The organism is Geodermatophilus arenarius (assembly GCF_042654585.1).
GTDB lineage: Bacteria > Actinomycetota > Actinomycetes > Mycobacteriales > Geodermatophilaceae > Geodermatophilus > Geodermatophilus arenarius.
This window is the reverse complement of sequence record NZ_JBHSGR010000041.1, coordinates 1-14,166: the sequence shown is the minus strand read 5'-3', so window position 1 is coordinate 14,166 and position 14,166 is coordinate 1. Positions and strand designations below refer to the sequence as shown.

Genomic DNA, 14,166 nt, shown 5'->3' with positions numbered 1-14,166 from the left:
GGGTGCCGCCCCCGCCGGCGCGCCGCCCCGACCGCGACCGGGTGCCCGCCCGGCCCGCCGACCGCGGCCCCGTGCGCCCGGCAGACCGCCCGGTGCGCCCCGCCGACCGCCCGGGACGGTCCCGGTGAGCGCGCCGTCGGTCGTCCTCGCCGGCGGCGGCACCGGCGGGCACATCGAGCCGATGCTGGCCCTGGCCGACGCCCTGCGGCGGCGGGACCCCGGCCTGCGGGTCACCTGCCTGGGCACCGCCCGCGGCATGGAGACCCGGCTGGTGCCCGCGCGCGGCTACGACCTGCGGCTGATCCCGCCGGTCCCGCTGCCGCGCAAGCCCACCCTGGACCTGCTGCGCGTGCCCGGCCGGGTGCGCCGCTCGGTCCGCGACACCCGCGCGCTGCTCGACGAGCTCGCCGCCGACGTCGTCGTCGGGTTCGGCGGGTACGTCGCGCTGCCGGCCTACCTGGCCGCGCGACGCGCGGGTGTGCCGGTGGTCGTGCACGAGCAGAACGCGCTGCCCGGGCTGGCCAACCGGATCGGCGCGCGGATCGCCGCCCGGGTGGCGGTGACCGTGCCCGGCACGCCGCTGCACCGCGGCGAGCACGTCGGCATGCCGCTGCGGACGGCGATCAGCGGCCTGGACCGCGCCGCCCGCCGCGCCGAGGCGCGCGCCGCCTTCGGCCTGGACGCCGACCGGCCCACGCTGCTGGTGTTCGGCGGCTCGCAGGGCGCGGCCTCGCTCAACCGGGCGGCGGTCGCCGCGGCCGACGCGCTCACCGCCGCCGGGGTGCAGGTGCTGCACGCCCGCGGCCCGAAGAACACCGACGTCGAGGTGCCGCCGCGGCCGGCCGGCGCCGCGCCCTACGTCGTCGTCGACTACCTGGAGCGGATGGACCTCGCCTACGCCGCCGCGGACCTGGCGCTGTGCCGCTCGGGCGCGGTCACCGTGGCCGAGCTGTCCGCGGTCGGCCTGCCCGCGGCGTTCGTGCCGCTGCCCATCGGCAACGGCGAGCAGCGGCGCAACGCCCTGCCGGTGGTCGAGGCCGGCGGCGGGCTCCTGGTCGACGACGCCGACCTCTCGCCCGCCTGGATCGAGGCGACCCTGCTGCCCCTGCTCACCGACCCCGCGGCGCTGTCGGGGTACGCCGCGCACGCCGCCGCGGCCGGGGTCCCCGACGCGGACGAGCGGCTGGCCGACATCGTCCTGGAGGTGGCGACCGGTGACCGCTGACGCGACCGCCGCGTGGACCGGGCCGGTGCCCTCGCTGGAGCAGCTCGGCGCGGTGCACTTCATCGGCATCGGCGGCGCCGGCATGAGCGGCATCGCCCGCATCCTGCTGGCCCGCGGGGTGCCCGTCTCCGGCAGCGACCGGCGCGACACCCCGACCCTGCTGGCGCTGCGGGCCCTCGGCGCCCGGGTGGAGGTCGGGCACGACGCCGCGCACCTCGGCGACGCCGACAGCGTCGTCGTCTCCTCCGCGATCCGGGAGGACAACCCGGAGCTGGCCGCCGCACGCGCCCGCGGGCTGCCGGTGCTGCCGCGCGCGGTGGCGCTGGCCGCGGTGATGGCCGGGCGGCGCAGCGTCGCCGTCGCCGGCACCCACGGCAAGACCTCGACCACCTCGATGCTCACCGTCGCCGTGCAGGCCTGCGGCGTCGACGCGTCGTTCGCCATCGGCGGCACGCTCAACGAGTCGGGCAGCAACGCGCACGCGGGGGAGGGCGACGTCTTCGTCGCCGAGGCCGACGAGAGCGACCGCTCGTTCCTGCTGCTGGCCCCGCACGGCGCGATCGTCACCAACGTCGAGGCCGACCACCTGGACAACTACGGCGACCTCGCCGCGGTCGAGGCGGCCTTCGACCGGTTCCTCGGCACGGTGGACCCCGCCGGGTTCGTCGTCCTGTGCGCCGACGACCCCGGCTCGGCCCGGCTGCGCGGCGTCCCGACGCCGGCCCGGGTGCGCACCTACGGCACCACCGAGGACGCCGACCTGCGGATCGTCGACCTCGACGTCGGCCCCGACGCCACGAGCTGGACCGCGGTCCTCGACGGCGCGGTGCTCGGCCGGGTCCGGATCCGGGTGCCCGGCGAGCACATGGCCCGCAACAGCGCCGCCGCGCTGCTGGCCGGCCTCGAGCTCGGCCTGCCCGCCGACGGGCTGGTCACCGGGCTCGAGCGCTTCGGCGGGGTGCACCGCCGCTTCGAGCTCAAGGGCGTCGCCGCGGGCGTCCGGGTCTACGACGACTACGCCCACCACCCGACCGAGGTGACCGCCCAGCTGCACGCCGCCCGCGCGGTGGCGGGGGAGGGGAGGGTGGTCGTGGCCTTCCAGCCGCACCTGTACAGCCGCACCCGCGAGTTCGCCGGCGCCTTCGGCGAGGCCCTGGGCCTGGCCGACGAGGTGGTGGTGATGGACGTCTACGGCGCCCGGGAGGACCCGGTGCCCGGCGTCACCGGCGCGCTGGTCGCCGACGCCGTGCCGCTGCCGCCCGACCGGGTGGCCTTCGAGCCGTCCTGGTCGGCGGCCGCCCCGGCGCTCGCCGACCGCGCCCGCCCCGGCGACGTGGTCATCACCATGGGCGCCGGCAACGTCTCGATGCTCGGCCCCGAGGTGCTCACCGCCCTCGGTGGCGGGGCCGCCGGCGCGGAGGGTGCGGCGCGGTGAGCCGCACCGGCCTGACGACCGCCGACCGGGAGCGCGGGGTCCCGGCCGAGGTCGCCCGGCCGGCCCGCCGCCGACGTCGGCGGGACAGCCCGGCCGACCGGCGCCGCCGTCGCGTCCTGGGAGCCGCGGTCGCGCTCGTGCTCGTCGTCGCGGCGGGCTGGGCCGTGTGGGCCAGCCCGCTGCTGGCCGTGCAGACCGTCCGCGTCGACGGCGCCACCACGCTCACCGCCGAGCAGGTGCGCACCGCCGCGGGCGTCCAGGAGGGCACGCCGCTGCTGCGGGTCGACACCGACGCCGCCGCCGCGCGGGTGGCCCGGCTGCCGCAGGTGGCCGACGTCACGGTCACCCGCGGCTGGCCGCGCAGCGTCGTGGTGACCGTGGTCGAGCGGCGGCCGGTCGCCGTCGTCGAGCGGGCCGGCACGCGCTCCCTGGTCGACCGCGACGGTGTGCCGTTCGACACCGTCACCGGCGAGGTGCCCGACGGCGTCGTCCCGCTCGACGTCGCCACGCCCGGCCCGGACGACCCGGCCACCCGCGCCGCGCTCGGCGCGCTCGTGTCGCTGCCGGCCGACGTCCGCGGGCGGGTCACCGGCGTGCAGGCCACCACCGGCGAGGACGTGACGCTCGCCCTCGCCGACGGCACCACCGTCGTCTGGGGCGGCGCGGACGGCGCCGACACGAAGGCCGCGGCGCTGGTCGCGCTGCTGGACCAGGTCGCGTCCGGGGTGATCGAGCCGGCGACGACGATCGACGTCAGCTCGCCGCGCGCCGTCGTCCTGCGCTGAGCCGGCGGACCGCTCGCGCTCCGTGTGCGGCCGTTCGCGGACGGCAGCCGGAGCGGCGCGCCGCCGACACGCCGGTCCTCGCGACACGCCCGACACGCTGCACGGGTCAGATTCACCTCCGTGCCGCCGCCGTCCCGGGTCTCGACCTCGGGATGAGGCCTGCGACAGGCGGGTCGTCACCGACCGTGGTGCAGTTGTGACACCCGGGTCGCCAGGTGACGGTGGGGTGTCGACCTGGCGACACGCCGGGCCGGGGAGGGTGCTTGTAGCGCCCGACGCGGCCCACCTAACTTCGTCCGCGTCGACCCAGTTGACATAACACTAAGTCTGTACTTGAGGATGAGGGTCGAGGTCGGGAGCCCCACATGACACCTCCGCACAACTACCTCGCGGTCATCAAGGTCGTCGGCATCGGCGGCGGCGGTGTGAACGCGGTCAACCGGATGATCGAGGTCGGTCTGAAGGGGGTGGAGTTCATCGCCATCAACACCGACGCCCAGGCGCTGTTGATGAGCGACGCCGACGTCAAGCTCGACGTCGGCCGCGAGCTCACCCGCGGCCTCGGCGCCGGCGCGCAGCCCGACGTCGGCCGCCAGGCCGCCGAGGACCACCGCGAGGAGATCGAGGAGGTGCTCAAGGGCGCCGACATGGTCTTCGTGACCGCCGGCGAGGGCGGCGGCACCGGCACCGGCGGTGCGCCGGTGGTCGCCTCGATCGCCCGCAAGCTCGGCGCGCTCACCATCGGCGTGGTCACCCGGCCGTTCTCCTTCGAGGGCAAGCGCCGCGCGGTCCAGGCCGAGTCGGGGATCGAGGAGCTGCGCAACGAGTGCGACACGCTCATCGTCATCCCCAACGACCGGCTGCTGCAGCTCGGCGACCGCAACGTCAGCGTGATGGACGCCTTCCGCACCGCCGACCAGGTGCTCCTCTCCGGTGTCCAGGGCATCACCGACCTGATCACCACCCCCGGCCTGATCAACCTCGACTTCGCCGACGTCAAGTCGGTCATGTCCGGCGCCGGGTCGGCGCTCATGGGCATCGGCAGCGCCCGCGGGGACAACCGCGCGCTGCTCGCCGCGGAGCAGGCCATCGCCAGCCCGCTGCTGGAGGCCTCGATGGAGGGCGCCCACGGCGTCCTGCTCTCGATCTCCGGCGGCTCCGACCTCGGCCTGTTCGAGATCAACGAGGCCGCCTCGCTGGTCTCCGACGCCGCCCACGCCGACGCCAACATCATCTTCGGTGCGGTCATCGACGACGCCCTGGGCGACGAGGTCCGCGTGACCGTCATCGCCGCGGGCTTCGACGGCGGCCGGCCCTCCGCCCGCAAGGACGCCGCCGTCGCGGCCACGGCGGCCCCCGCCCCGGCCGCCCCGCCGGCGCCGAGCCGGTTCGGCGGCAGCCCGCCGCCGGTGGCGTCGGCCGCGCCGCGGGCGACGGGGGAGCGCCTGGTCCCGTCGGCGCCCGCGGTCGCCCCGGTGCCCGTCAGCCCGGCCCCGGTCCGTCCGGCCCCGCCGGCCGGCGGTGGGATCACCGTCCCGCCGCTGCCGCCGGTGCAGAACGCCGCGGCTGCCGCCGCGGGCCGCCGGCCGCTGGGCAACGAGGACTTCGAGGAGGAGCTCGACATCCCGGAGTTCCTGCGTCAGTGAGGGAGGAGTCCAACTCCTCGCCCCCCTCGCAGGGGCCCGCCGGGAGCGTGCGAGCGGTGGGGGGCGAGGGGGTCCTTCGTCCGCCGGCGGTGCGACCCCGCCGGGTCGTCACCGACCGGCGGGGCGGCCGCTCGCACGCGCCCTACGACTCGTTCAACCTCGGCGGCCACGTCGGCGACGACCCGGCCGACGTCGCCGCCAACCGGGAGCGGCTCGCCCGCGAGCTGGGCGTGCCCGGCGACCGGCTGGTGTGGATGGACCAGGTCCACGGCACCGGCGTCGCGGTCGTCGACGGCCCGGCCGACCGGCCGCTGCCGGCGACCGACGCCCTGGTGACCCGCACCCCCGGCCTGGTGCTGTGCGTGCTGGTCGCCGACTGCGTGCCGGTGCTGCTGGCCGACCCGGTCGCCGGCGTCGTCGCCGCCGTCCACGCCGGCCGGGAGGGGGTCCGGCAGGGCGTCGTCCCGGCCACCCTGGCGGCCATGGCCCGGCTGGGCAGCCGCCCGGCCGACACCACCGCGCTGCTCGGCCCGGCCGTCTGCGGCGCCTGCTACGAGGTCCCCCGGGAGATGCAGGCGCAGGTGGCCCGGGTGGCGCCCGCGGCCGCCGTGCGCACCCGCAGGGGCACGCCGGGGCTCGACCTGCGCGCCGGGCTCGCCGAGCTGCTCGGCCGCGCGGGACTGGCCCAGGTGGTGCACGACCCGCGCTGCACCGTCGAGGACCGGCGGCTGTACAGCCACCGCCGCGACGGCGTCACCGGCCGCCAGGCCGGCGTCACCTGGCTCGGCTGACGGTCGCGGCCGCGCGGGATGATCGTCCCGTGACCACCCCGGCCGACCGTCTGCGCGCCGTCCGCGAGCGCATCGCCGCCGCCGCCCGCGCCGCCGGGCGCGACCCCGCCTCGGTGGCGCTGGTGGCCGTGAGCAAGACGCGGACGGCCGGCGACGTCCGCGAGCTCGCCGCGCTCGGCCAGGCGGCGTTCGGCGAGAACCGCGCCCAGGAGCTCACCGCGAAGGCGGCCGACCTCGCCGACCTGCCGCTCGAGTGGCACTTCGTCGGCCAGCTGCAGCGCAACAAGGCCGCAGTCGTCGCCCGCACCGGCGCCGTCGTCCACTCCGTCGACCGGCTGCCGCTGGCCCGGGCCCTCGCCCGCGCGGGGGAGGAGGCCGGCCGGCCGGTGGAGGTCTTCGTGCAGGTCGACCTCGGCGGGGCGCCCGGGGAGATCGCCGAGCGCGGCGGCGCCGCCCCGGACGACGTGCCGGCCCTCGCCGACGCCGTCGCCGGCCTGCCCGGCCTGCGGCTGCGCGGCCTCATGGCCGTCGCCCCGCGGGACGAGGAACCCGGCCCCGCCTTCGCCCGGCTGGCCGCCCTCGCCGACCGCGTGCGCGCCGACCACCCCGGCGCCGCGGAGCTGTCCGCCGGCATGAGCGGCGACCTCGAGGAGGCGATCGCGGCCGGCGCCACGCTCGTGCGTGTCGGAACCGCGCTCTTCGGTCCCCGGCCCATACCCTCGCCCGCAGTCACACCAGTCACAGGGGTCCCACCCGGGACGCCGGAGGAGGTCGTCTGATGGCCGGTGCCATGCGGAAGATGGGCATCTACCTCGGACTCGTCGAGGACGACGACGCCCGCGCCTACGGGCGCTACGACGCCCGCCAGCCCGACCACCACGACCGGTACGACGAGGGGCGCTACGACGAGGGCCGCTACGACGAGGGCCGCTACGACGAGGGCCGCTACGACGACGGCCGGTACGACGAGGGGCGCTACGACGGCGCCCGCTACGACTCCGGGCGCCTGGAGGCCCCGCGGCTGGACGCGGGCCGGTACGACTCGGGCCGCTACGACGAGCGCCGCTACGACCGGTTCGACGACTCCTACCCCGGTGACCGCGCCGACGAGGGCCGCCGTCCCGCCGGCGACCGGCTCGACGGCGACCGCTTCGACGACCACCACCCCGGCGACCGTGCCGACGAGGACCGCCCCGGCCCGCGCGTCGCCGCGCCGGCCGCGTCCGAGCCCGCTCCCCTCCGCCGCGCGGGCGCGACCCGTCTCGGCCTGGCGCAGCAGCCGCCGTCGGCCCCCGCCGCGACCCCGGCCGCGGCCTCGGGCCCGTCCCGGCTGGGCTCGGTGAGCGGCGGCACCGGGGGCGCGGCCGCCGGCCTGGCCGCCCGCGAGCCGGTCGCCGCGCCGGAGCCGGCGCCCGTGGCGCAGCCCTACCGGATCACCGCGCTGCACCCGAAGACCTACAACGAGGCCCGCGCGATCGGCGAGGCGTTCCGCGAGGGCAGCCCGGTCATCATGAACCTGACCGAGCTCGACCACGCCGACGCGCGGCGACTGGTGGACTTCGCTGCAGGGCTCGTCTTCGGACTGCGCGGTAGCATCGAGCCCGTCACGGCCAAGGTGTTCCTGCTCAGCCCGCGGGACGTCGACGTGACGGCCGAGGACAAGGCCAAGATCCGCGAGAGCGGGTCCTTCCCCGAGTCCTGAGCCGTCGGCCGGGGCGCGGAGGGCAGGCAGAGACGGCACCGCAGGTGCCCCGGGACGAGCGAGGACAGTGGCTCTCTTCTGGCAGATCGTGTCGTCGATCCTGCTCGTCTTCCTGATCCTGCTGTTCGCGCGTTTCGTCGTGGACTGGGTGATGGTGCTGGCGCGCAGCTGGCGCCCGTCCGGCTTCGTCGCCGCGGGCCTGGAGGTCGTGTACGCGACCACCGACCCGCCGCTCAAGGCGATCCGGAAGGTGATCCCGCCCCTGAACCTGGGGTCCATCCGCCTGGACCTCGCGTTCATGGTGTTATTGATCGCCGTCTACATCCTGCGGAGCATCACGTCCGGTCTCGCCCTCACCGCGTGACCGACGTGCGCGCGCCCCGCGCGTGATCCGACAGAACCCGTATCCGCCGTCCGACCCGAGGTGAGCCCCTTGCCACTCACGCCAGCCGACGTGCACAACGTCGTCTTCAAGAAGCCGCCGATCGGTAAGCGTGGCTACGACGAGGACGAGGTCGACGCGTTCCTCGACGTGGTGGAGGCCGAGCTCGCCCGCCTCATCGAGGAGAACAACGAGCTGCGCGCGGGCTCGGGCACCGGCCGGGTCGCCGCCCAGCCGGTCGCCCCGGAGCCGGCCCCGGCTCCCGCCCCGGTCCCGCCGCCGGCGGCGCGCGAGGACGACACCACGCGCGCGTCCCGGATGCTGGCGCTGGCGTCGGAGACCGCCGACCGCTACGTCAACGAGGCCAAGGCCCAGGCCGACCAGATGGTCGCCGGCGCCAAGACGCAGAGCGACCGGATGGTCGCCGAGGCCCGCGCCAAGAGCGAGCAGATGGTCAACGAGGCGCGGCAGCGCGCCGAGTCGATGGTCAACGACGCCCGCACCCGCGCCGACACGATGGAGCGCGAGGCGCGCGCCAAGGCCGCCGCCCTCGACCAGGACGCCGAGCGCCGGCACCGCGAGGTCATGGGCCCCCTCGAGGAGAAGCGGCAGAACCTCGAGCGCAAGATCGAGGAGCTGCGGACCTTCGAGCGCGAGTACCGCACCCGGTTCCGGTCCTACCTCGAGTCGCACCTGCGCGACCTCGACGCCCGCGGCTCCGCCGAGCCGTCGTCGGCCAGCCGGCAGACGCAGCACGCGCCCGCCTGACAGCACCCGCACAGGGCCCCCGGACCACCGGTCCGGGGGCCCTGTGGCGTCCCGGGGCCGGTCCGTGCGGGCGACGGCGCCGGGGACGCGGAGGGCCCCGGACGTCGCGTCCGGGGCCCTCCGCCCGCCTGCACCCCGCTGCCGGCGCGGGGACCTCCGTCAGCCCTTGACGCTCCCGGCCAGCAGGCCCCGCACGAAGTAGCGCTGGAGGCCCAGGAACACCGCCAGCGGCAGCACGATGGAGACGAACGCCCCCGCCGCGAGCAGGTACCAGTCCGAGCCGCGGGTGCCGGCGAGCTCGGCGACCCGCACGGTCAGCGGCACGACGTCGGGCGCGCCCCCGGCGAAGGTCAGCGCGACGAGCAGGTCGTTCCACACCCAGAGGAACTGGAAGACGGCGAACGCCGCGATGGCCGGCGTCAGCAGCGGCAGCAGCACCTGGAAGAAGATCTTCACGTGGCCGGCGCCGTCCATCCGGGCGGCCTCCACCAGGGAGGGCGGGATCTCCTTCATGAAGTTGTGCAGCAGGAAGACCGCCAGCGGCAGCGCGAAGATCGAGTGCGACAGCCAGATGGTCCAGAAGGAACCGGCCAGCCCGGTGTCCACGTAGAGGCTCAGCAGCGGGATGAGCGTCACCTGGATCGGCACGACCTGCAGGGCGAACACGGCGACGAACAGGATGTTGCGTCCCCGGAACGGGATCCACGCGAACGCGTAGGCCGCCAGCAGCGCCAGCGAGATCGGGATGACGACCGCCGGCAGCGTGATCACCAGCGAGTTCACGAACAGCGAGGCGAAGTTCGTCCCGCCGCCGTAGAGGACCTCGTTGTAGTTGTCGACGGTGAACGTCGGGTCGGTGAACACCGTCCACCAGCCGGAGCGGCGGATGTCGAGCTCCGGCCGGAAGGAGGTGATGAGCAGGCCGAGGGTCGGCACCGTCCACAGCACCGCGATGACCAGCGCGATGACCGACGCCGCGGGCGAGCTGAGCTTCGTCCGGGCGGCGACCGCGCGGCGCTCGGCCCGGGTGAGCCGGCGCTCGTCGGCGGGGACGGGCGCCATGACCGGGGTGGTCGTGGTCATCGGATCTCCTCGGCGAGACGCAGCTGTCGGACGTTGTAGGCGATGATCGGGACGACCAGCACGAACAGCAGGACGGCGAGGGCCGCGCCCAGACCGACGTTGAACTGGCGGAAGGCCTGCGTGTAGAACTCGTTGGCCACGACGCTGGTGCCGAACTGGCCACCGGTCATCGTCCGCACCACGTCGAAGACCTTCAGCGTCACGATCGCGACCGTCGTCAGCACCACCACCAGGGCGGGCCGGATGCTGGGCACGGTGACGTAGCGGAACATCTGGAAGCCGCTGACGCCGTCGAGGCGCGCGGCCTCGACGATGTCGTCGGGGATGGCCTTGATGGCCGCCGACAGCACGGTCATGGCGAAGCCGGCCTGGATCCAGATCATCACGACGATCAGGTAGAAGGTGTTCGACGGCGCGTCGAGCAGGAACTGCCGCGGCTCGATGCCGACCATGACCAGCAGCTGGTTGAGCAGGCCGATCTGGTTCACGCCGGGCTGGTCGGGGCGGTACTCGTAGACGAACTTCCAGATGACGCCGGCGCCCACCATCGAGATCGCCATCGGGAGGAACACCAGCGCCTTGGCCAGGCCCTCGAACCGCGTGCGGTCGACCAGGTAGGCGTAGACCAGCCCGAGGCCGGTGGTCACCAGCGGGACGAGGACGACCCACAGGAGCGTGTTGAGCAGCACGGTCTGGAAGTTGTCCTCGGTGAAGACCGTGACGTAGTTGTCCAGCCCGACGAACTCCGAGCCGTCCCGGTCGTAGAACGACCCGCGGATGGTGTCGAGGGCGGGGTAGACCAGGCCCACCGCGAGCAGCAGGAGCGTCGGGCCGACGAAGCCGGCCGCGACGACCCAGTTCGGCACCCGTCGGGGCCGGTCGACGGCGAACAGGATCGCCGCCATCACGGCGGCGAACAGGAGGATGGCGACCACCATCAGGGCGATCTTGTGCCCCGTGGTGCTCGCGTCGAGGAACCACTGCACGGCTGACGACCTCTCTCCGGCAACGGAAGGCCGGGGGGACCGCAGCCGTGGCTGCGGTCCCCCCGGTCTCCAGGGATGGGTACGGCGGTCCCGTCAGCCGGCGGCTGCCGGGACCGCGGGGATCAGGCCGTCGGCCAGGCGTTCTCGACGTCGGTGAGGACCTGCTGGGTCGGCTTGTCGGACGCGATCCAGTTGGTCAGCTCGGTCCACAGCGCACCGGCACCGATCTCACCGGGCATCAGGTCCGACCCGTCGAAGCGGAAGACGGCGTCCGGGTTCTGGAACTGCTCGGCGGCCAGCTGGTCGATCGGCGAGACGAGGTTCTCGACGTCGAGGCCGGTGTTGGCGCTGACCCAGCCGGGGCCGGAGACCTGGGCCTTGACGTTGGCCCAGTCCGCCGAGGACAGGTAGGTCTGGAACGCCTGGGTCGCCGGGTCGTCGTTGAACGCCGCGGTGAACTCGCCACCGCCGAGCACGGGGGCCGCACCGTCGCCCTCGATGGCCGGCAGCGGGAAGGCGAAGACGTCGCCGTCCTCGGCGACCTCGGTGCCCTCGGGCCAGTTGGCCTGGTAGAAGGACGCCTGGCGGTGCATCCAGCAGCTGCCGTCGAGGATGGGCAGGCCCGCGTCGCCGAACTCGGTGGAGGCGATGGACTGCACCTCGCCGAGGCCGCCGTTGACGTAGGCGGGGTTCTTCAGGATGCCGCCGACGGTGTCCAGCGCCTCGACGATCTGCGGGTCGTCGAACGGGATCTCGTGGGCGACCCACTGGTCGTAGACGTCGGGACCCGCGGTGCGCAGGACGACGTCCTCCAGCCAGTCGGTGGCCGGCCAGCCGGTCGCGTCACCGGAGCCGATGCCGGCGCACCAGGGCTTGGCGCCGGAGGCGGCGATCTCGTCGGAGAGCGCGACCATCTCGTCCCAGGTCGTCGGGACCTCGTAGCCGGCGTCCTCGAACGCCGACGGGGAGTACCAGACGAAGGACTTGGCGTTGGCGCCCAGCGGAGCCGCGTAGAAGGTGCCGTCGACGGTGCCGTAGGCCTTCCAGCTCTCGTCCCAGTACTCGTCGACGTTCGCCTCGACCTGCTGCGGGGCCGGGACGACGGCGCCGGTGCCGACGAGCGTCGCCAGCAGACCTGGCTGCGGGATGAAGGCGATGTCGGGGGCGTTGCCGCTCTGAACGCGGACGACGAGCTGCGCCTCGAACTCGCGCGAGCCCTCGTACTGCACGTCGATCCCCGTGCACTCCTCGAACGGCACGTAGGAGTCGATGTGGGGCTGGTCCTCGGGGTCGACGATCGACGTGTAGACGCTCACCGTCTCGCCCTCGACGTCGCCGAACTCCTCGTACGGAGCGCAGTCGATCGTCAGGTCGGAGGCCGCCGCCGTCCCGCCGCCGCCCCCGCTGGTCTCACTTGCGCCGCAGCCGGCGAGCACCAGTGCCACGCCCAGGCCGCCGGCCAGCGCACCCTTGCGCCGGCCTGTCGCGCGCATCGTCATGTACGTCCCTTCAGGGTCCCCGCGGTCGTCGACCGCGGCGTGTGGTCACGTGCGAACGGGCCGGTCAGCTGCCGGCCCGTCTGGTACGCCGGGGGACCATAACCTCGCGGCCGACGCCATCCGGTCACGTTGCCGAAACCGTTATGCAACGCGTGCCCCGTCCGGGGGAGGAGACCCCGGTCACGCTCCGCGCAGGTCACGGGCCGGTCACGGTCGGCGGCCCGGACGGGTGCCGCCCGGGCGGGGCGCTGGTCCCCGGCGAACGCTGCGTGTCACAGTGGGCGCGCTCTGCACCGGCGCAGAAGGGATGCTGAACGAACGCCATGGCCGCCATCACCTACGACCGGGCCACGCTCGTGTACCCGGGGGCGACCCGCCCGTCGGTCGACGCGCTCGACCTGTCCATCGCCGACGGCGAGTTCCTCGTCCTGGTCGGCCCGTCGGGCTGCGGCAAGTCCACGTCGCTGCGGATGCTGGCCGGCCTCGAGGACGTCACCGACGGGTCGATCCGCATCGGCGACCGGGACGTCACCCACCTCCCGCCCAAGGAGCGGGACATCGCGATGGTCTTCCAGAACTACGCGCTGTACCCGCACATGACGGTGGCCGACAACATGGCCTTCGCGCTCAAGATCGCCGGCATGTCCAAGGAGGACCGGCTGACCCGGGTGCGCGAGGCGGCCCGGCTGCTCGACCTGGAGCAGTACCTCGACCGCAAGCCCAAGGCGCTCTCGGGCGGCCAGCGGCAGCGGGTGGCCATGGGCCGGGCGATCGTGCGCAACCCGCAGGTCTTCCTCATGGACGAGCCGCTGTCCAACCTCGACGCCAAGCTCCGCGTGCAGACCCGCACCGAGATCGCCGCCCTGCAGCGCCGGCTCGGGACGACGACGGTCTACGTCACCCACGACCAGGTCGAGGCCATGACCATGGGCGACCGGGTCGCGGTCCTCAAGGAGGGCGTCCTCCAGCAGGTGGACACCCCGCGCGCGCTCTACGACCGGCCGGTCAACGAGTTCGTCGCCGGTTTCATCGGCTCCCCGGCGATGAACCTCGTCACCGTGCCGCTGCGCGAGGGGGGCGCCGTCCTCGGCGGCCACCCGGTGCCGCTCTCCCGCTCGGTGCTCGACGTCCTCGCCCAGGACGGCGAGGGGACCGCCACGCTCGGCTTCCGGCCCGAGGCCGTCCAGTTCGTCGGGACCGGGGAGGGGTTCCCGGTCGAGGTCCAGGTGGTGGAGGAGCTCGGCTCGGACGCCTTCGCCTACGGACGGCTCGGGGCCGCGGGCGGCATCGAGGGCGCGGAGGGCACCGAGCGACCCCTGGTGCTGCGGGCCGACGCGCGCCGGCCCCCGGCCAAGGGCGAGGTCGTGCACGTGGCGATCCGCCCCGGCGAGGCGCACGTCTTCTCCGCCCTGACCGGACGGCGGATCGGCCATGCCGGGGACTGACCGGCGCCCGGCGCCCGGGAGCCGCCGGTGATCGTCGCCGCGGCGCTGCTGGTCCTCGCGGGCCTCGCGCTGTTCGTGCTCGGCGTCGTCACCGCCGTCACCGCCTGGTACTGGGCCTGCGTCGGCGCCTGCGCCCTCGCCGCGGTCCTGCTGGTGGTCGCCCGGCTGCGCGCCCCCGCCGGCACCCGCGTCCCGGACGCCGGCCGCACCCCGGGCCGCACGGACGCCCCTCCACGCACGGAGCGGACCAGCACGGAGCGGACCCGCACGGAGCGGACCAGCACGGAGCCGCCCCGCTCAGCCGGGCGGACCGCGGACCGGCCCGCGGAGGCGCCGCGGCCGGGCGAGGCGCCCGCCGCGCCGGTCCGCGCCGAGGAGGCCGCGGCCGGGGAGCCCGCCCCGGCGGAGCGGCCGGCCCG

At 75.2% G+C, this 14,166-nt stretch carries 14 protein-coding genes; 11 read left to right on the top strand and 3 right to left on the bottom strand.

Annotated elements, in window-relative coordinates:
* Nucleotides 1-124: 124 nt before the first annotated feature.
* The 9 genes from murG to ACFO3M_RS22430 all read left to right on the top strand — a co-directional run bounded on the left by murG (nucleotide 125) and on the right by ACFO3M_RS22430 (nucleotide 8,734).
* A complete protein-coding gene (gene murG / locus ACFO3M_RS22470; RefSeq protein WP_387994388.1) occupies nucleotides 125-1,225 on the top strand; it encodes an undecaprenyldiphospho-muramoylpentapeptide beta-N-acetylglucosaminyltransferase in 1,101 nt (366 codons plus the stop codon).
* Nucleotides 1,215-2,660 (top strand): UDP-N-acetylmuramate--L-alanine ligase, encoded by a 1,446-nt coding sequence (murC, locus tag ACFO3M_RS22465; protein WP_387994386.1) that lies wholly within the window; start codon nucleotides 1,215-1,217, stop codon nucleotides 2,658-2,660. Before murG ends, murC begins: the two co-directional genes overlap by 11 nt.
* Complete coding sequence (locus ACFO3M_RS22460) at nucleotides 2,657-3,445, top strand: cell division protein FtsQ/DivIB (protein ID WP_387994383.1); 789 nt, start codon at nucleotides 2,657-2,659, stop codon at nucleotides 3,443-3,445. Before murC ends, ACFO3M_RS22460 begins: the two co-directional genes overlap by 4 nt.
* A 365-nt stretch (nucleotides 3,446-3,810) precedes the next feature.
* Nucleotides 3,811-5,091, top strand: coding sequence for a cell division protein FtsZ (gene ftsZ / locus ACFO3M_RS22455; RefSeq protein ID WP_387994381.1), 1,281 nt, complete (start codon nucleotides 3,811-3,813; stop codon nucleotides 5,089-5,091).
* An 89-nt stretch (nucleotides 5,092-5,180) separates the two neighbouring features.
* The gene (pgeF, locus tag ACFO3M_RS22450) at nucleotides 5,181-5,882 is read left to right on the top strand and encodes a peptidoglycan editing factor PgeF (protein WP_387994378.1); all 702 of its coding nucleotides are present in this window, start codon (nucleotides 5,181-5,183) and stop codon (nucleotides 5,880-5,882) included.
* A gap of 29 nt (nucleotides 5,883-5,911) precedes the next feature.
* Complete coding sequence (locus tag ACFO3M_RS22445; RefSeq protein WP_387994375.1) at nucleotides 5,912-6,661, top strand: YggS family pyridoxal phosphate-dependent enzyme; 750 nt, start codon at nucleotides 5,912-5,914, stop codon at nucleotides 6,659-6,661.
* Nucleotides 6,661-7,584 (top strand): cell division protein SepF, encoded by a 924-nt coding sequence (locus ACFO3M_RS22440; RefSeq protein ID WP_458168191.1) that lies wholly within the window; start codon nucleotides 6,661-6,663, stop codon nucleotides 7,582-7,584. The genes ACFO3M_RS22445 and ACFO3M_RS22440 overlap by 1 nt, the downstream gene beginning before the upstream one ends.
* 67 nt (nucleotides 7,585-7,651) lie before the next feature.
* On the top strand, nucleotides 7,652-7,948 hold the full coding sequence (locus ACFO3M_RS22435) for a YggT family protein (protein WP_073422422.1): 297 nt from the start codon (nucleotides 7,652-7,654) through the stop codon (nucleotides 7,946-7,948).
* 69 nt (nucleotides 7,949-8,017) lie between these two features.
* Nucleotides 8,018-8,734, top strand: coding sequence for a DivIVA domain-containing protein (locus ACFO3M_RS22430; RefSeq protein ID WP_387994372.1), 717 nt, complete (start codon nucleotides 8,018-8,020; stop codon nucleotides 8,732-8,734).
* Between the two features lie 159 nt (nucleotides 8,735-8,893).
* Here ACFO3M_RS22430 and ACFO3M_RS22425 read toward each other — a convergent pair whose 3' ends face one another.
* The 3 genes from ACFO3M_RS22425 to ACFO3M_RS22415 form a co-directional block, all read right to left on the bottom strand.
* The gene (locus tag ACFO3M_RS22425; protein WP_387994369.1) at nucleotides 8,894-9,817 is read right to left on the bottom strand and encodes a carbohydrate ABC transporter permease; all 924 of its coding nucleotides are present in this window, start codon (nucleotides 9,815-9,817) and stop codon (nucleotides 8,894-8,896) included.
* Nucleotides 9,814-10,803, bottom strand: coding sequence for a carbohydrate ABC transporter permease (locus tag ACFO3M_RS22420; RefSeq protein WP_387994366.1), 990 nt, complete (start codon nucleotides 10,801-10,803; stop codon nucleotides 9,814-9,816). The genes ACFO3M_RS22425 and ACFO3M_RS22420 overlap by 4 nt, the downstream gene beginning before the upstream one ends.
* A 122-nt stretch (nucleotides 10,804-10,925) precedes the next feature.
* Nucleotides 10,926-12,296, bottom strand: a complete 1,371-nt coding sequence (locus ACFO3M_RS22415; protein ID WP_387994362.1) for an ABC transporter substrate-binding protein — start codon at nucleotides 12,294-12,296, stop codon at nucleotides 10,926-10,928.
* 329 nt (nucleotides 12,297-12,625) lie between these two features.
* Here ACFO3M_RS22415 and ACFO3M_RS22410 point away from each other — a divergent pair, with 329 nt between their 5' ends.
* Both ACFO3M_RS22410 and ACFO3M_RS22405 read left to right on the top strand, forming a co-directional pair.
* The gene (locus ACFO3M_RS22410) at nucleotides 12,626-13,747 is read left to right on the top strand and encodes an ABC transporter ATP-binding protein (RefSeq protein WP_387994360.1); all 1,122 of its coding nucleotides are present in this window, start codon (nucleotides 12,626-12,628) and stop codon (nucleotides 13,745-13,747) included.
* Between the two features lie 27 nt (nucleotides 13,748-13,774).
* Nucleotides 13,775-14,166, top strand: a 392-nt coding sequence (locus ACFO3M_RS22405) for a hypothetical protein (RefSeq protein ID WP_387994357.1), incomplete at its 3' end; no start/stop codon positions are given.